Source organism: Serratia sp. LSHTC3, assembly GCF_057197125.1.
The window spans coordinates 1-16,597 of record NZ_JBXUNP010000011.1; the positions used below are offsets into that span (position 1 = coordinate 1).

15 protein-coding genes and 1 tRNA gene are annotated in these 16,597 nt (G+C 60.0%); 13 read left to right on the forward strand and 3 right to left on the reverse strand.

The annotated features are described in order from the left end of the window. Window positions 1-124 precede the first annotated feature (124 nt). Window positions 125-200: transfer RNA gene (locus AC2CGI_RS23450), tRNA-Trp, on the forward strand. Window positions 201-469: 269 nt separating this feature from the next. Here AC2CGI_RS23450 and hdfR read toward each other — a convergent pair. After that, entirely contained in the window at window positions 470-1,297 is an 828-nt protein-coding gene (gene hdfR, locus AC2CGI_RS23455; protein ID WP_015379398.1) for an HTH-type transcriptional regulator HdfR, read from the reverse strand. Between the two features lie 119 nt (window positions 1,298-1,416). Between hdfR and AC2CGI_RS23460 the strand changes: the two genes are divergently transcribed. Continuing rightward, complete coding sequence (locus tag AC2CGI_RS23460) at window positions 1,417-1,755, forward strand: MaoP family protein (protein WP_004929946.1); 339 nt, start codon at window positions 1,417-1,419, stop codon at window positions 1,753-1,755. Between the two features lie 27 nt (window positions 1,756-1,782). On the opposite strand, the gene AC2CGI_RS23465 is transcribed toward AC2CGI_RS23460, so the two are convergent. Beyond that, window positions 1,783-3,306, reverse strand: a complete 1,524-nt coding sequence (locus AC2CGI_RS23465) for a YifB family Mg chelatase-like AAA ATPase (protein ID WP_015379397.1) — start codon at window positions 3,304-3,306, stop codon at window positions 1,783-1,785. A 341-nt stretch (window positions 3,307-3,647) separates the two neighbouring features. Here AC2CGI_RS23465 and AC2CGI_RS23470 point away from each other — a divergent pair, with 341 nt between their 5' ends. The 10 genes from AC2CGI_RS23470 to AC2CGI_RS23515 all read left to right on the forward strand — a co-directional run bounded on the left by AC2CGI_RS23470 (window position 3,648) and on the right by AC2CGI_RS23515 (window position 14,022). Next, window positions 3,648-4,880, forward strand: coding sequence for an MFS transporter (locus AC2CGI_RS23470; RefSeq protein ID WP_004929950.1), 1,233 nt, complete (start codon window positions 3,648-3,650; stop codon window positions 4,878-4,880). 133 nt (window positions 4,881-5,013) lie between these two features. Next, entirely contained in the window at window positions 5,014-5,112 is a 99-nt protein-coding gene (ilvL, locus tag AC2CGI_RS23475; protein ID WP_013814970.1) for an ilv operon leader peptide, read from the forward strand. Window positions 5,113-5,254: 142 nt separating this feature from the next. Continuing rightward, window positions 5,255-6,901, forward strand: a complete 1,647-nt coding sequence (gene ilvG / locus AC2CGI_RS23480) for an acetolactate synthase 2 catalytic subunit (protein ID WP_075685519.1) — start codon at window positions 5,255-5,257, stop codon at window positions 6,899-6,901. Further along, on the forward strand, window positions 6,898-7,155 hold the full coding sequence (ilvM, locus tag AC2CGI_RS23485; protein ID WP_004929955.1) for an acetolactate synthase 2 small subunit: 258 nt from the start codon (window positions 6,898-6,900) through the stop codon (window positions 7,153-7,155). The genes ilvG and ilvM overlap by 4 nt, the downstream gene beginning before the upstream one ends. Window positions 7,156-7,178: 23 nt before the next feature. Beyond that, window positions 7,179-8,105 (forward strand): branched-chain amino acid transaminase, encoded by a 927-nt coding sequence (locus AC2CGI_RS23490; RefSeq protein WP_004929958.1) that lies wholly within the window; start codon window positions 7,179-7,181, stop codon window positions 8,103-8,105. Window positions 8,106-8,212: 107 nt separating this feature from the next. Beyond that, window positions 8,213-10,063 carry a dihydroxy-acid dehydratase gene (gene ilvD / locus AC2CGI_RS23495; protein ID WP_015379395.1) on the forward strand — a complete coding sequence of 617 codons (1,851 nt, stop codon included), beginning with the start codon at window positions 8,213-8,215 and terminating at the stop codon, window positions 10,061-10,063. A 5-nt stretch (window positions 10,064-10,068) separates the two neighbouring features. After that, the gene (ilvA, locus tag AC2CGI_RS23500; protein WP_016930473.1) at window positions 10,069-11,613 is read left to right on the forward strand and encodes a threonine ammonia-lyase, biosynthetic; all 1,545 of its coding nucleotides are present in this window, start codon (window positions 10,069-10,071) and stop codon (window positions 11,611-11,613) included. Between the two features lie 112 nt (window positions 11,614-11,725). Beyond that, window positions 11,726-12,721, forward strand: coding sequence for an Ssp4 family T6SS effector (gene ssp4 / locus AC2CGI_RS23505; protein WP_004929965.1), 996 nt, complete (start codon window positions 11,726-11,728; stop codon window positions 12,719-12,721). Beyond that, window positions 12,721-13,299 carry an immunity protein Sip4 gene (ssi4, locus tag AC2CGI_RS23510; protein WP_021505228.1) on the forward strand — a complete coding sequence of 193 codons (579 nt, stop codon included), beginning with the start codon at window positions 12,721-12,723 and terminating at the stop codon, window positions 13,297-13,299. The genes ssp4 and ssi4 overlap by 1 nt, the downstream gene beginning before the upstream one ends. Window positions 13,300-13,320: 21 nt before the next feature. Then, the gene (locus AC2CGI_RS23515; protein WP_076741291.1) at window positions 13,321-14,022 is read left to right on the forward strand and encodes a DUF2461 domain-containing protein; all 702 of its coding nucleotides are present in this window, start codon (window positions 13,321-13,323) and stop codon (window positions 14,020-14,022) included. Window positions 14,023-14,030: 8 nt separating this feature from the next. Here AC2CGI_RS23515 and ilvY read toward each other — a convergent pair whose 3' ends face one another. Further along, window positions 14,031-14,921: an HTH-type transcriptional activator IlvY gene (ilvY, locus tag AC2CGI_RS23520; RefSeq protein WP_031300319.1), complete on the reverse strand. Its 891-nt coding sequence runs from the start codon at window positions 14,919-14,921 to the stop codon at window positions 14,031-14,033. 168 nt (window positions 14,922-15,089) lie between these two features. Here ilvY and ilvC point away from each other — a divergent pair, with 168 nt between their 5' ends. Then, complete coding sequence (ilvC, locus tag AC2CGI_RS23525; RefSeq protein ID WP_004929973.1) at window positions 15,090-16,565, forward strand: ketol-acid reductoisomerase; 1,476 nt, start codon at window positions 15,090-15,092, stop codon at window positions 16,563-16,565. The last annotated feature ends 32 nt before the right edge of the window (window positions 16,566-16,597 follow it).

The following is a 16,597-nucleotide window of genomic DNA, read 5'->3' on the forward strand; positions in this document are numbered from 1 at the left end:
CGGTAGTTCAGTTGGTTAGAATACCTGCCTGTCACGCAGGGGGTCGCGGGTTCGAGCCCCGTCCGTTCCGCCACTTATTTAATTATGCCTGCTTTATTAGCAGGCATAATGTTAAGCGAGATTTAGGGGCGTAGCTCAGTTGGTAGAGCACCGGTCTCCAAAACCGGGTGTCGCGAGTTCGAGTCTCTCCGCCCCTGCCATATTAAGAACCCTTTGCGAAAGCAAAGGGTTTTTTTTTACCTATTATCCCTTTCCTTAGCGCGTTATCGTTTTGGAAAAGAGCGCATCGGCTGTTCTATGCTGATGTTTATCTGATCCGAATTGCTCCATAACCTTTCGATCTTTACCTCCGCGGAGCTCCTGATTCTCCCGACATTTTGCATTTTCTTCTCTCAGAAGGCGATGGGCGGCTTTTGGCATGATAGACAGCCAAGACCACGGTGGCGGCTTTTAAGGCCGCCATAGCGCTTTAGGCTGCGGTATTTAAAGGTATTTTAAGTAATTGTCGAATCAAAGGCTGTTGATCGCTGTTTTGCAACCAGACGGCATACAGTGGGCGGATAATCGGCGGGATCTCGCTGGCGGCCACCAGCTGTGGGTACTCTTTTTCCCAATGGCTGGGCAGGAAAGCGCATCCGCCCGTGGTTTCCAACAGCTGACGCGTCAGGTGAGCGGAGGTGGTGGTAAGCACCGGTACGTTATCACCTTCCAACATGCGGTTTTCCTGTTGGTGGAAGTCGGCTCCCCATTCCAGCTTGATGTAGGGCATTGGGGCCTGTTTGTCACGATAAGCGGATGAGTACAGGCGTAATGAGAAATTGCTCAGTTGCTGGCTGGCCAATTCATCCATCTTCGGCGGTTCAGTGGTGATCAGTAAATCGAGCTGCCTTTCATGCAGTTGTTTTACCAAAGAGTGCCTTAATGCCACCCTGGCTTCTAGCTGCAGCGCCTCGCGTTGTTGATAGAGTGCTTGCAACCAGGGGGTCAGATAGGCCTCCCACAACGAAGCGGTAGCGCCGATCGATAACTCGGTGTGTTGCAGCGAACGCACGACTTCCTTCTTCGCCAACTGCCAGGTGTTCATCAGGCTCTCGGCATAGGGCAGAAGCCGCTCGCCGGCAGGCGTCAGGCGGATGTTATTGCGATGACGGGTAAATAAATTTGCGCCTAACTGGTTTTCTAACTGACGGATGCGGAAACTGACCGCGGACTGCGTTAAGTACAAAGATTCTGCGGCTCTGCCAAAGTGACGCGTTCTACTGACCTCCAAAAAGGTTTTCAGTAATTCGGTATCCACACCTATCTCCAAAAAAATTTGTCGTTAAGATTTAAATGTTTTGTTTTACACGCTGTCAAGCCTATCTAATACTCCGCGCCATAAACAGCACGGCCATAAGAGAATTAGGAGCGTGTCAGATGGCGGATAGCTTCACCACGACCAATCGTTTTTTTGATAATAAACATTACCCTCGCGGGTTCTCCCGTCACGGCGATTTCACCATTAAAGAGGCGCAATTGCTAGAGCGCTTCGGCTACGCGTTTAACGAGTTGGACTCGGGTAAACGCCAGCCGGCCACTGAAGAAGAACAGCTGTTCGTCGCAGTGTGCCGCGGTGAGCGCGAAGCGGCTACCGAGCAGGAAAAAGTATGGGCTAAATATCTGGCGCGCACACGTCGCCCGAAGAAATTCCATACTCTGTCCGGCGGTAAACCGCAGGCTGACGCAGTAGAAGATTACAGCGACAGCGAAGACTAAAGACGATGGGGCCTGCGGGCCCCATTTTCATTCCAGACTGCGATGCAGTTGTAACAGCAGGCGGTCCATACTGCGATAGCCCAGCGCTTCGCTGAGGTGGTGCCTGTCGAGTTCAGCATCTCCCGCCAAATCCGCCAGCGTGCGCGCCACTTTCAAGATGCGCTGCCAGGCGCGAACCGATAACCCCAGCGTGTTTAATGTTGCTTCCAAAAACTCGGCGTCAGCCGCCTGCAAAACGCAATCTCGTTCCACTTCGCGGTTGCTCAACAGCGCGTTGACTTTACCGGCGCGTTCGAGCTGCCGGGCGCGAGCCTGCTGCACCCTTTTCCGTACTTGTTCGCTGCTTTCTCCCTGGGGTTTCCGATGACTGAGCGTACCCGGCGGCAACAGCGGTACTTCGATAGACAGATCGAAACGGTCGAGAAAAGGCCCTGACAGCCGGGCCAGATAGCGCAACACCTGCTGCGGTGAGGCGCGATTGTGCAATCCCTGATAATGCCCTGTCGGGCTGGGGTTCATTGCCGCGATCAGTTGCACCCTGGCGGGGAAACAGACCTTGGCGTTGGCACGTGAAATCACGATCTCGCCGGATTCCAACGGCTCACGCAGCGCATCCAGTACCTTACGCTCGAATTCCGGCAGTTCATCCAGAAACAGCACGCCGTTATGCGCCATCGAGATCTCGCCCGGTCGCGGCAGTGAGCCGCCGCCGACCAATGCCGCCATCGAGGCGCTGTGGTGCGGTGCGCGGAACGGCCTCTGACGCCATGGTAGAGCGGCGGGAATATGATGCTGCAAGCTGGCGACCGCCAGGCTTTCCAGCGCCTCAGTCTCCGTCAGCGGCGGCAGTAAGCCCGTGAGACGGCTGGCCAGCATGGTTTTACCGGTGCCCGGTGGCCCAACCAACAGTAGGTTATGCCCGCCGGCGGCGGCGATCTCTAATGCCCGCTTGGCCTGTTCCTGGCCGATGATGTCGCGCAGGTCGGCGTTTTCGCACGCGTTGTCTGCATCGGGGGGCGCGGCCGCCACCGGCAGTTCGCCTTGGCCGAGCAGAAAAGCGCAGACTTCCAGCAGGTGTTGGGCAGTATGGGAGTGCGACTGCGCGATCAGGCCGACTTCGGCGGCGTTGTCCGTCGAGAGGATCAGTTGCCGCCCGGCATCAGCCGCCGCCAGCGCCGCCGGGATCGCTCCCCTGACCGCGCGCAGTGAGCCGGACAGCGCGAGCTCGCCAAGAAACTCGTAGCGTGCCAACGGTGCGAGGGGTAACTGCTCGGAGGCGGCGAGGATCGCCAGCGCTATCGGCAGATCGTAACGCCCGCCTTCTTTCGGCAGATCGGCGGGGGCTAAATTGACGGTGATGCGCCGGGCGGGAAAGGTGAAACCGTTGTTGATCAGGGCGCTGCGCACCCGATCGCGCGCCTCTTTTACCGTGGTTTCCGGCAGGCCGACCAGCGTCAGGCCGGGCAGGCCATTGCTGATATGCACCTCCACCGTCACGGAAGGGGCCTGAACGCCGATGATGGCGCGGCTATAGATTAACGCCAGTGACATATCGCTCTCCTTGCTGAGGACGACATGATGCGTGATTCATCCTGGCATTGCGCGGCGTTATTGGTGGTTTTTCTAGGGGTTTCGCAGCGTAATTGCTCATTTTCATCGAAGTAAATGAGATTGTGCGAGCCGCCTCGCATCCTGCGGCAATACCCATTAACAATTCGCTGAAGGCTGCAACACATTAGTGGCCCATACACATTGCAATCATAGGGTTAACGGGTGTATTTAACAATTGATTAAAAGAAAAATCACTTCTTTAACAAGCCCCGACCGCCGCCGCATTCTGCCCGGCAGCCGCTAAACCTCCTGACTTCGTACTCTACGGTAGGGATAACACTATGTTTGGTTGGACCCCGCTGCAACGCAACGCGGCAATCGCCAGCTTTTCAAGCTGGACGCTCGACGCTTTCGATTTTTTCGTGCTGGTATTCTTACTCAGCGACATCGCGCAGTCCTTTCACGTCGGTCTGGAACAGGTCACGTTGGCGATTCTGCTCACGCTGGCGGTGCGCCCGATTGGCGCGCTGATCTTCGGGCGTGCGGCGGAAAAATATGGCCGCAAGCCGATCCTGATGTTGAATATCGTCTTTTTCTCGGTGTTTGAGTTGCTCTCTGCCGCCGCGCCCTCGCTGACGGTCTTCTTGCTGTTGCGGGTGTTGTACGGTGTTGCGATGGGCGGCATTTGGGGCGTGGCGTCATCGTTGGCGATGGAAACCATACCGGACCGCTCACGCGGCCTGATGTCGGGTATTTTCCAGGCCGGCTATCCGTTTGGTTATCTGCTGGCGGCGGTGGTGTACGGCCTGCTGTTCGAAACGGTCGGCTGGCGCGGCATGTTCGTCATCGGCGCGGCGCCGATCCTGCTGCTGCCGTTTATTTATTATTGCGTGCAGGAGTCGCCGGTATGGCTGGCGGCGCGTGAACGCAAAGAGAGCACCGCCTTGCTGCCGGTGTTGAAGAGCCACTGGAAGCTGTGCTGCTATCTGGTGCTGCTGATGGCGGCGTTCAATTTCTTCTCCCACGGTACGCAGGATCTGTATCCGGTGTTTCTGAAAGTTCAGCACGGTTTCGACCCTAAAACCGTCAGTATCATCGCCATTAGCTACAATATCGCGTCAATTATCGGTGGTGTTTTCTTCGGTTCGTTGTCAGAAAAGATCGGCCGCAAAAAAGCGATCATCATTGCCGCGCTGTTGGCGCTGCCGGTGATCCCGCTGTGGGCGTTTTCCAGCGGTTCGCTGATGTTGGGGATCGGCGCTTTCCTGATGCAGTTCATGGTGCAGGGCGCCTGGGGCGTGGTGCCGACCTATCTGACCGAGCTGGTGCCGGCCAACACCCGCGCGGTGCTGCCGGGGTTCGTGTACCAGCTGGGTAACCTGATCGCCTCGGTCAACGCCACGCTGCAAGCCACCATCGCCGAGCATCATGGGCATAATTACGGTCTGGCGATGGCGATCGTCGCCGGTACGGTGGCGGTGGCGATCGCCCTGTTGGTGTTCTTCGGCAAGGATACGCGCGGCAAGGCGATCACCGACGCGGTAGAAAATCCGGGTATGCGCGCCAACGTGTGAAAGAGGGGCGATTCGCGTGAGGTATGACCAGATTGCGCCGAATAATAACGCAAAAAAAGTGTTGTCATGTCGCGCGCGGCTGTGGTACCTCTGTAAGCATTAGTTCTGAATGAGCACAGTGAACAAACCCATTATGAAAGCCTTTGCCCAAGTGATTAGCCTAGTCGTGATTAGCGTGGTGGTGATTATTATCCCACCGTGCGGGGCTGCACTTGGACGAAGAAAGGCTTAGCAAACAAGCCGGAATCGCAAGAGAACCCCCGCACCGTCAGGTCCGGGGGTTTTTTATTGGCAAGAGAAAAGTGGAGCAAGGGGCAGAGCATGAAAAACAGAACAAAATCCTGCAGTTGTCGAAGAAAGGCGGGGAAATAACCATGAATGGCGCTCAGTGGGTAGTTCAAGCGTTGCGTGCGCAGGGTGTGGATACCGTATTCGGCTATCCGGGCGGGGCAATCATGCCGGTGTACGATGCGTTGTATGACGGCGGCGTGGAACACCTGCTGTGCCGCCATGAACAGGGCGCCGCCATGGCCGCCATCGGCTACGCCCGCGCCACCGGCAAGGTCGGCGTTTGCATCGCCACTTCCGGCCCCGGCGCCACCAACCTGATCACTGGCCTGGCTGATGCGCTGCTCGATTCTGTTCCCGTTGTTGCCATCACCGGCCAGGTGGGTTCCGCGCTGATCGGCACCGATGCCTTTCAGGAGATCGATGTTCTCGGCCTGTCTCTGGCCTGCACCAAGCACAGCTTCCTGGTGGAGTCGCTGGACGCCTTGCCGGGCATCATGGCGGAAGCGTTCGCCATCGCCGCAGGCGGCCGCCCCGGCCCGGTGCTGATCGATATCCCGAAAGACATCCAGCTGGCGCAGGGGGACCTGCACCCGCATCTGATGCCGGTTGACGAAGCGCCGGCGTTCCCGGCGGCGGCGTTGGCAGAGGCGGCCGCGCTGCTGGCGCAGGCGCACAAACCGATGTTGTACGTCGGCGGCGGCGTGGGCATGGCGCAGGCGGTGCCGGCGCTGCGTGAATTTATCGCGGTGACCCGCATGCCGAACGTCGCCACCCTGAAGGGGCTGGGCGCGCCGGACGCGCAAGACCCGCTGTATCTCGGCATGTTGGGCATGCATGGCGCCAAGGCTGCCAACCTGGCGGTGCAGGAGTGCGATCTGCTCATCGCCGTCGGCGCGCGTTTCGATGATCGCGTGACCGGCAAGCTGAACGCCTTCGCGCCGCACGCCAAAGTGATCCACATGGATATCGACCCGGCGGAAATGAGCAAGCTGCGCCAGGCGCATGTGGCCCTGCAGGGTGATTTGAAAACGTTGCTGCCGGCGTTGCAGCGCCCGCTGGACATCGCCGCCTGGCAGCAGCAGGTGACGGCGCTGAAAGCCGAGCACGCCTGCCGCTACGATCATCCCGGCCAGCCGATCTACGCGCCGCTGTTCTTGCGCCAGCTGTCTGACCGCAAGCCTGCCAACAGCGTGGTGACCACCGACGTCGGTCAGCACCAGATGTGGAGCGCGCAGCACATGACGTTCGAGCGCCCGGAGAATTTCATCACCTCCAGCGGCCTCGGCACCATGGGATTCGGCGTGCCGGCCGCGGTAGGTGCTCAGATTGCCCGCCCGCAAGATACGGTGATCTGCGTCTCGGGCGATGGCTCCTTCATGATGAACGTGCAGGAACTGGGCACCATCAAGCGCAAGCAGCTGCCGCTCAAAATCGTGCTGCTGGACAACCAGCGCCTCGGGATGGTGCGTCAATGGCAGCAGCTGTTCTTCGACGGCCGCTACAGCGAAACCAACCTGTCCGATAACCCCGACTTCCTGATGTTGGCCGCCGCCTTCGGCATTCCCGGCCAGCGCATCAGCCGCAAGGATCAGGTGGAGGGCGCCCTCGAGGCGCTGTTCAACACCGAAGGCCCGTATCTGCTGCAGGTCTCTATCGACGAACTCGAAAACGTCTGGCCGCTGGTGCCGCCGGGCGCCGGCAACGAAACCATGTTGGAGGAAATATCATGATGCAGCATCAACTCTCGATCCAGGCGCGTTTTCGCCCCGAAATGTTAGAGCGCGTATTGCGGGTCGTGCGTCATCGCGGCTTTCAGGTTTGTGCTATGAATATGGTTTCCCCGGCCAACGCCGACAGCATCAATATCGAATTGACCGTTGCCAGCCCGCGCCCGGTTGCCCTGTTGTCATCTCAATTAAGTAAACTGATGGACGTCTCCTGCGTCGAGATCCAGCAGCCAACATCACAACAAATACGCGCCTGAGGCGCCGAGAAGGATAAATAACAATGACTAAGAAAGCCGATTACATTTGGTTCAATGGTGAGATGGTTCCTTGGGCCGAGGCCAAAGTGCACGTGATGTCGCACGCGTTGCATTACGGCACGTCGGTATTTGAAGGGGTGCGCTGCTACGACTCGCACTTGGGGCCGGTGGTGTTCCGCCATCGCGAGCATATGCAGCGCCTGCATGACTCGGCGAAAATCTACCGCATGCCGGTTTCGCAAAGCGTCGACGAACTGATGGAAGCCTGCCGCGCCACGCTGCGCAAGAACAATCTGGTCAGCGCCTACATTCGCCCGCTGGTGTTCGTCGGTGATGTCGGCATGGGCGTCAACCCGCCGGCCGGTTATAAAACGGACGTGATTATCGCGGCGTTTCCTTGGGGCGCTTACCTGGGTGAAGAGGCGCTGGAGCAAGGCATCGATGCGATGGTCTCCTCCTGGCACCGCGCCGCGCCGAACACCATCCCGACCGCGGCCAAAGCCGGCGGCAACTATCTTTCCTCTCTGCTGGTGGGCAGCGAAGCGCGCCGCCACGGCTATCAGGAAGGCATCGCGCTCGACGTGCACGGCTACATTTCCGAAGGGGCGGGCGAGAACCTGTTCCAGGTGAAAGACGGCGTGATTTACACCCCGCCGTTCACCTCGTCGGCGCTGCCGGGCATCACCCGCGACGCGATCATCAAGCTGGCGAAAGACATGGGCTTCGAGGTGCGCGAGCAGGTGCTGTCGCGCGAATCGCTGTACCTGGCCGATGAGGTGTTCATGTCCGGCACTGCGGCGGAGATCACGCCGGTGCGCAGCGTGGACGGCATTCAGGTCGGTATCGGTAAACGTGGCCCGGTGACCAAACAGATCCAACAGGCGTTCTTCGGCCTGTTCACCGGCAAGACAGAAGACAAGTACGGTTGGCTGGATCCGGTAAACCCGTAACGACAAGGCTCGCCGCGCAGCGTGGCGGACGACAAGACAGACAAGATAAGAAATATCCAGGCGGTTCGTTCGCCGCCTGCCATAAATACATTTGGAGTGAAAAGAGCATGCCTAAGTACCGTTCCGCCACCACCACCCACGGCCGCAATATGGCGGGTGCCCGCGCATTGTGGCGCGCGACCGGGATGACCGACGCCGATTTCGGCAAGCCGATCATCGCCGTGGTCAACTCCTTTACCCAGTTCGTGCCGGGCCACGTGCATCTGCGCGATCTGGGCAAACTGGTCGCCGAACAGATCGAAGCTTCAGGCGGCGTGGCCAAAGAGTTCAACACCATCGCGGTGGATGACGGCATCGCCATGGGCCACGGCGGCATGCTCTATTCTCTGCCGTCGCGCGAGCTGATCGCCGACTCGGTCGAATACATGGTGAACGCCCACTGCGCCGACGCGATGGTGTGCATCTCCAACTGCGACAAGATCACCCCGGGCATGCTGATGGCGGCGTTGCGCCTGAACATTCCGGTGATCTTCGTTTCCGGCGGCCCGATGGAAGCCGGCAAAACCAAACTCTCCAACCAGATCATCAAGCTGGATCTGGTGGACGCGATGATCCAGGGGGCGAACCCGAACGTCAGCGACGCCGACAGCGAGCAGATCGAGCGTTCCGCCTGCCCGACCTGCGGCTCTTGCTCCGGCATGTTCACCGCCAACTCGATGAACTGCCTGACCGAAGCGCTGGGCCTGTCGCAGCCGGGCAACGGTTCGCTGCTGGCCACCCACGCCGATCGTAAGGAACTGTTCCTCAACGCCGGCAAGCGCATCGTCGAGCTGACCAAACGCTATTACGAGCAGGACGACGAGAGCGCGCTGCCACGCAATATCGCCAACAAGGCGGCATTTGAAAATGCCATGACGCTGGACATCGCCATGGGCGGCTCGACCAACACCGTGCTGCACCTGCTGGCTTCGGCGCAGGAAGGCGAGGTGGACTTCACCATGGAGGACATCGATCGCCTGTCGCGCAAAGTGCCGCACCTGTGCAAGGTGGCGCCGAGCACGCAGAAATATCACATGGAAGACGTGCACCGCGCCGGTGGCGTGATCGGCATCCTCGGCGAGCTGGATCGCGCCGGCTTGCTGAACCGCGAGGTGAACAACGTATTGGGGCTGACCCTGCCGCAGACGCTGGAGGCCTACGACGTGATGCTGACCCGCGACGAAAGCGTCAAGAAAATGTACTCCGCCGGGCCGGCCGGTATCCGCACCACGCAGGCATTCTCTCAGGACTGCCGCTGGGATTCGCTGGACACCGACCGCAAGGAAGGCTGCATCCGCACCCGTGAGCACGCCTACAGTCAGGACGGCGGGTTGGCGGTGCTGTACGGCAACCTGGCGGAAAACGGCTGCATCGTCAAAACCGCCGGCGTCGACAAGGAAATCCTCACCTTCCGCGGCCCGGCCAAAGTGTATGAAAGCCAGGACGACGCGGTAGAAGCGATCCTCGGCGGCAAAGTGGTGGCGGGCGACGTAGTGGTGATTCGCTACGAAGGGCCGAAAGGCGGCCCGGGCATGCAGGAAATGCTTTACCCAACCACCTACCTGAAATCGATGGGGCTGGGCAAGGCGTGCGCGCTGATCACCGACGGGCGTTTCTCCGGCGGCACCTCCGGGTTGTCCATCGGCCACGCTTCGCCGGAAGCGGCCAACGGCGGCCTGATCGCCCTGGTGCAGGACGGCGACATGATCGCGATCGACATTCCTCATCGCGGCATCCAACTGGATGTCAGCGAGCAGGAGCTGGCGGCGCGGCATGAGGCGGAACTGGCGCGCGGCGACGCGGCCTGGACGCCGAAAAATCGTGAGCGTCAGGTGTCCTTCGCGCTGCGCGCCTACGCCTCGTTGGCCACCAGCGCCGATAAAGGCGCGGTGCGCGACAAGAGCAAACTGGGGGGATAAGCAGCATGGCGGTCTCTCAACCCCTACCCAGCGCCCCCTGCGGCGCGGAATATCTGCGAGCGGTACTGCGCTCGCCGGTTTACGAGGTGGCGCAAGTCACCCCGTTGCAGGCCATGAGCAAAATCTCTTCGCGCCTCGGCAACACCATTTTGGTGAAGCGCGAAGATCGCCAGCCGGTGCACAGCTTCAAGCTGCGTGGGGCCTATGCGATGATCGCCGGTCTGGACGAAGAGCAGAAGGCGCGCGGCGTCGTGACGGCTTCGGCCGGTAACCACGCGCAGGGCGTCGCCTTCTCCGGTAAACGGCTGGGCATCAAAACGCTGATCGTGATGCCGGTGTCCACCGCGGACATCAAGGTGGATGCGGTGCGCGGTTTCGGCGGCGAAGTGTTGCTGCACGGCGCCAATTTCGACGAGGCCAAGGCGAAGGCGATTGAACTTTCCCAACAGCAGGGCATGACCTTCGTGCCGCCGTTCGATCACCCGACGGTGATCGCCGGGCAGGGCACGCTGGCGATGGAGCTGCTGCAGCAAGACGCGCATCTGGATCGGGTTTTCGTGCCGGTCGGCGGTGGCGGCCTGGCCGCCGGGGTGGCGGTGCTGATCAAACAGCTGATGCCGCAGATCAAAGTGATCGGCGTCGAAGCGGAAGACTCCGCCTGTCTGCGCGCGGCGCTGGATGCCGGCCATCCGGTGGATCTGGCGCGCGTCGGGCTGTTCGCCGAAGGCGTGGCGGTGAAGCGCATCGGCGACGAAACCTTCCGCCTGTGCCGTGAGTATCTGGACGACGTGATCACCGTGGACAGCGACGCTATCTGCGCGGCGGTCAAAGATCTGTTCGAGGACGTGCGCGCCATTGCCGAACCTTCCGGCGCGTTGGCGTTGGCGGGGCTGAAAAAGTACGTCCAGCAGCACAACATTCAGGGCGAGCGTCTGGCGCACGTGCTCTCGGGCGCCAACCTCAACTTCCACGGGCTGCGCTATGTTTCCGAGCGTTGCGAACTGGGCGAACAGCGCGAAGCGCTGCTGGCGGTAACCATTCCGGAACAGCAGGGCAGCTTCCTCAAGTTCTGCCAGCTGCTGGGCGGCCGCTCGGTGACCGAATTCAACTACCGCTACGCCGATGCCGACAACGCCTGCATTTTCGTCGGCGTGCGGCTGACGCGCGGTCACGCCGAACGGCGGGAGATCATCGACGAACTCAACGCCGGCGGTTATCAGGTGGTGGATCTGTCGGACGACGAGATGGCCAAGCTGCACGTGCGCTACATGGTGGGCGGGCGTCCGTCGAAGCCGCTGCGCGAACGGCTGTATAGCTTTGAGTTTCCGGAATCGCCGGGCGCGCTGCTGAAGTTCCTGCAGACGCTGGGCACGCACTGGAACATCTCGCTGTTCCACTATCGCAGCCACGGCACCGACTTCGGCCGGGTGCTGGCGGCCTTCGAGCTGGCGCAAAGCGAGCCGGAATTCGAGCGGCACCTGCAGGCGCTGGGCTACGATTGCCACGACGAAACCGACAACCCGGCGTTCCGCTTCTTTTTGCAGGGATGAGCCGGATTGATAAGCAACCGTGACGCGTTAGTCAGTTTATGGGTTGCATGGTTGTGATTTTGTCGTGCATTTTTATACTGCCAAGACTTCTGACGTATAGGGATGCACGACAATGAAAACCGCTTTTTCTACGCCGTTCGGTTCTCCCGAAGACGATTTGACCAACGCCGAATTTGCCCGCCTGTTGGGCAATGCCGGGGTACAAGAATTCTATCGCGATATTAATCTGCAAGCCTTGCAGGACTCGCTGGACTGCAGCCTCGCTTTTCATGGCGTGGGAATTATTTTTTCCGACGGGCAAAACTCATTTTTAGTCCGCCCGACGCAGCACACCGGTTATTCGAACGCTTCGCAGGTCACGCACGTGGTCATCAGCAAAACGGTGGCTCATACCTCGCGCGTTGCCGCGACCAATACGCTGTCGGAAGCGTTGAGCAAACCCAGCGTCAGCAAAGAGTTGGCCTCGGCCGCGCTGTCGTGCGGAACGCTGCTGGTATCGGTATTTTTACTGGCGTCGGGCAGCGTCGCCGTGCCGTTCACCGGCGGCACCAGCTCTGCGGTGGCTTATCTGGGCTATGCCGGCATGGCCGCCAGCGCGCTGCAGTGCGGCAATGGGCTATACCGTGTCAACAAGCTGTATGACGGGAAAGGCGATGAATTGGCGCAGCTCGACTCTGAGCAGTGGTATATCGCCACCAGCACCGTACTCGATGTGATCTCGCTGGCCAGCGCGGGAGCCGCCCTGAAGGAAGCGACGATGACCTACCGCGCCATGCGCCGCATTTCGGCGCGCAAGGCGACGGAATGGCTGAAAAGCATGCCCCGCAGCGAAAGGAAGCGGCTGACCGAAAACATCATTCGAGCGGAAAATCCGGGGATTTCCAATAACGTCTTGAAAGAAATGGTGAAGAACGGCTTATACCCGAAGCGTTACCCGACGGAAGCGATCCAAAACGGGCTGCGTCAGCAATTGCATTCGGCGCTCAATAACGCGTTGACGTTCGTGGGCAGCGGCATCAGCGGCACCCTGTCTGCGCCGGTGAATGTGAAAACCACCGGGCAGTATTTTGTGGGCATTATGCAGAAATTGCCGCAGATGGTGAGGTAATGGCGGACTGGATGATTAAACGCCTGATCGCGCAGGGCCGGGAGATGGAAAGCCAAATCGCGGCGCGCGATCGCGCGCTTTTCGCCGGCGTGGATGCGCAGCTTGAGCAGCATTTCCTGACGCCGGGCCAGCGGCTGTCACCGCCGGGCGTCGGCAATGTCATGTTGCTGATGGTATGCCTGACGCTGGGGCTGGCGGGCGTAATGGGCCTGGCCACGGACGTGGCGGCCGCCTGGAGCGGCAGGACTTCCGCCGCCGTTCTCATGGGCAGCGGCGCGATCGTGGCGGTGTGGATGACGCTGATCCTGTTCCAACTGGTGCAGGGGAAAAACAGCGGGGTGGTATTGCTGCAATACTATCTTGGCATGCTCGGTCTGTGTTGCCTTGGCGCTGCAGTAGCGTGGGCGACGGGCATGACCGGCATCGCCACCGTTGCCATGTTGCTGGGGGGCGCGGTGGGTGGTGCGCTATTCAGCAATCGGGCGGCGTTCTACCTGTATGTCGCTTATTTTCGCACGCGTCGGCGCGTGTTTATCAAACGCCGTTGGCAGAGGGAAGATCTGCGCAACACCCGATAAATCGTCAGAACGGAAAAGCTTATGACGCAACCTTTCTCCGGCTTTAGTCAGCAGGGCCTGAATTTCCTGCAGCAGGTGCGGATTGAGAATGATAAGGCGTGGTTCGACGGCAACCGCGACATCTACGATCGCGAGCTGCTGGCGCCGTTCCGCGCGCTGGTGGAGCAGCTGGCTCCCGGCATGTTGGCGATCGATCCGCAGTTCGAGACTCGCCCGGCGATCGGCAAAACGCTGTCGCGCATTCATCGCGATACGCGCTTTTCTCATGATAAATCGCGCTACCGCAGCCGCATGTGGCTGACGTTCAAGCGCCCGAGCAAAGACTGGAAAGATGCGCCGGTGTATTTTTTTGAACTGGGGCCGGACATGTTGCGCTATGGGCTCGGCTACTACAGCGCCAACAAGCCGACCATGGATCTGTTCCGCCATACGCTGAGGCAGCGGCCGCAGCCTTTCCTTGAGGTGGCCGCCTGCTGCCGGCCGCCGTTCGAGCTGGTGGGCGAAAGCTACAAGCGCCCGCTGGTGAAGGAGCAGGCGGCGGAGATCGCCACCTGGTATAACCGCAAGTCGTTTGCGGTGATGGTGACCGACAGCGAAGTGGAAAAGCTGTTCAGCGCCGATCTGGCGCTGCAGCTGGCCGGGGCATTTTTGCAGCTTGAGCCGCTCTACCACTGGCTGATGCAGGTAGAGACGATGAAGCAGATCGATCCGGCGGATCTGTAAACCTCGCGTCAGCGGGGATGCAGCAACCGCCAAAAGGCGTCGATCAGCGGATCGCTGAGGCGCTTTTTCTGGACGCAGACCCCCAGCTCGAAGGGTTCGACCATCGAGATGTTATCCAGCTGCGAGATGCGGTTGCGCACCGGCTCCGGGCTGTTATCCACCACCACGCTCGGGATCAGCGCGATGCCGCAGCCCAAAGCGACCATCGACACGATGGCTTCGTGGCCGCCGACGGTGGCGTAAATCAGCGGATTGCTGATGCGGTGGCGGCGGAACCACAGCTCGATGCGTTTTCGCGAAGGGCCGTGTTCCGGCAGGATGAACGGGATCTCGGCCCAGTCGGGTTTGTCGGCAAACGCCTGGCTGCGTACCGCGCAGGGCAGCGCCGGTGCGATCAGCACCAGCGGGATTTCACCGATTTTGGTGAACGCCACGCTGGCGGGCAGCGTTTCCGGCCGGCCGGCGATGCCGAGATCGGCCTCGCTGGACTGCACCTTGTCGACCGCGTCGGCGGCGTCGCCGGTGGTTAGCTTAATTTCTACCAGCGGGTGCTGCGCGCGGAAGCGATCGAGGATCGGCGGCAGGTGGCTGTACGCCGCGGTCACCGAGCAGAACAGCCGCAGTTCGCCGCTCAGCGAAGGGCCGTGCTGGCCGAGCGAGTGCTTCAGCTGCTGATATTGCAGCAGCGTTTGCTGGGCGAATTCTTTCAGCTGTTCGCCGGCGTCGGTGAGCTGCACGGTGCGGTTATCGCGCAGGAACAGCGGCTGCCCGAGGATCTCTTCCAGCCGCTGGATCTGGCGGGAGAGCGTCGACGGGCTGACGTGCATCGCCTTGGCGGTGCGCCCGAAGTGATGGCTTTCGGCCAGATGCAGGAACAGCTTTAAATCACGTAAATCCATATCGATACGCTCGCAGTGAGAGTGTTGCAAAAATTGCAATATCACGTTCTCAATATATCAATTTAAGCAACGCATTTCCTGTTATACATTGAGTTTAACGAATCTCCGCACAGACAGGGCGGGGAATGAAAATAACAATGCAAGACAACATCAAACCGGAGTACCACCATGGCTAACTATTTCAACACATTGAACCTGCGTCAGCAGCTGGCGCAATTGGGTAAATGCCGCTTTATGGCGCGCGACGAATTTGCTGACGAAGCCGGCTACCTGAAAGGTAAAAAAGTGGTGATTGTCGGCTGTGGCGCCCAGGGCCTGAACCAGGGGCTGAACATGCGTGACTCCGGCCTGGATGTCGCCTATGCCCTGCGCAAAGAAGCGATCGACGAAAAGCGCGCTTCCTGGCGCAAGGCGACCGAAAACGGCTTTAAGGTCGGCACCTACGAAGATTTGATCCCGCAGGCGGATCTGGTGGTTAACCTGACCCCGGACAAGCAGCACTCTTCCGTGGTGCGTGCGGTGCAGCCGCTGATGAAAGACGGCGCGGCGCTGGGGTATTCCCACGGCTTCAACATCGTTGAAGTGGGCGAGCAGGTGCGCAAAGACATCACCGTGGTGATGGTCGCGCCGAAGTGCCCGGGCACCGAAGTGCGCGAAGAGTACAAGCGCGGCTTCGGCGTGCCGACCCTGATTGCGGTTCACCCGGAAAACGATCCGAAAGGCGAAGGCATGGCGATCGCCAAAGCCTGGGCGGCGGCGACCGGCGGCCACCGCGCCGGCGTGCTGGAATCCTCCTTCGTCGCTGAAGTGAAATCTGACCTGATGGGTGAGCAGACCATTCTGTGCGGCATGCTGCAGGCGGGTTCGCTGCTGTGCTTCGACAAGCTGGTTGCTGAAGGCGCCGATCCGGCTTACGCCGAGAAACTGATTCAGTTCGGCTGGGAAACCATCACCGAAGCGCTGAAGCAGGGTGGCATCACCCTGATGATGGATCGCCTGTCCAACCCGGCCAAGCTGCGTGCCTATGCGCTGTCCGAACAGCTGAAAACCATCATGGCGCCGCTGTTCCAGAAGCACATGGACGACATCATTTCCGGCGCCTTCTCCAGCGGCATGATGGCCGACTGGGCGGAAGACGACGTGAAACTGCTGACCTGGCGCGAAGAGACCGGCAAAACCGCGTTCGAGAATGCGCCGCAGTTTGAAGGCAAGATCAGCGAGCAAGAGTACTTCGATCATGGCGTGCTGATGGTGGCGATGGTGAAAGCGGGCGTTGAGCTGGCGTTCGAAACCATGGTCGATGCCGGCATCATTGAAGAGTCGGCTTACTACGAGTCGCTGCACGAGCTGCCGTTGATCGCCAACACCATTGCGCGTAAGCGTCTGTATGAAATGAACGTGGTCATCTCCGATACTGCGGAGTACGGCAACTACCTGTTCGCCAACGCAGCGGTGCCGTTGCTGAAGGACTTCATGACCACCCTGCAGGCGGGCGATTTGGGCAAAGCCGTGGCGGGTACGGCGGTGGACAACGCGCAGCTGCGCGACGTGAACGAAGCGGTGCGCAGCCACCCAATCGAAACCGTCGGCCGCAAACTGCGTGGCTACATGACCGACATGAAACGTATCGCCGTTGCGGGCTGATTTTCCGCAAGATAAAAAACAAAAGCCGGCTG

Coding starts and splice junctions, on each gene's coding strand:
- AC2CGI_RS23460 (WP_004929946.1), top strand. CDS start 1,417: ATGGCGGATAGCTTCACCACGACCAATCGTTTTTTTGATAATAAACAT.
- AC2CGI_RS23465 (WP_015379397.1), bottom strand. CDS start 3,306: ATGTCACTGGCGTTAATCTATAGCCGCGCCATCATCGGCGTTCAGGCC.
- AC2CGI_RS23470 (WP_004929950.1), top strand. CDS start 3,648: ATGTTTGGTTGGACCCCGCTGCAACGCAACGCGGCAATCGCCAGCTTT.
- ilvL (WP_013814970.1), top strand. CDS start 5,014: ATGAAAGCCTTTGCCCAAGTGATTAGCCTAGTCGTGATTAGCGTGGTG.
- ilvG (WP_075685519.1), top strand. CDS start 5,255: ATGAATGGCGCTCAGTGGGTAGTTCAAGCGTTGCGTGCGCAGGGTGTG.
- ilvM (WP_004929955.1), top strand. CDS start 6,898: ATGATGCAGCATCAACTCTCGATCCAGGCGCGTTTTCGCCCCGAAATG.
- AC2CGI_RS23490 (WP_004929958.1), top strand. CDS start 7,179: ATGACTAAGAAAGCCGATTACATTTGGTTCAATGGTGAGATGGTTCCT.
- ilvD (WP_015379395.1), top strand. CDS start 8,213: ATGCCTAAGTACCGTTCCGCCACCACCACCCACGGCCGCAATATGGCG.
- ilvA (WP_016930473.1), top strand. CDS start 10,069: ATGGCGGTCTCTCAACCCCTACCCAGCGCCCCCTGCGGCGCGGAATAT.
- ssp4 (WP_004929965.1), top strand. CDS start 11,726: ATGAAAACCGCTTTTTCTACGCCGTTCGGTTCTCCCGAAGACGATTTG.
- ssi4 (WP_021505228.1), top strand. CDS start 12,721: ATGGCGGACTGGATGATTAAACGCCTGATCGCGCAGGGCCGGGAGATG.
- AC2CGI_RS23515 (WP_076741291.1), top strand. CDS start 13,321: ATGACGCAACCTTTCTCCGGCTTTAGTCAGCAGGGCCTGAATTTCCTG.
- ilvY (WP_031300319.1), bottom strand. CDS start 14,921: ATGGATTTACGTGATTTAAAGCTGTTCCTGCATCTGGCCGAAAGCCAT.
- ilvC (WP_004929973.1), top strand. CDS start 15,090: ATGGCTAACTATTTCAACACATTGAACCTGCGTCAGCAGCTGGCGCAA.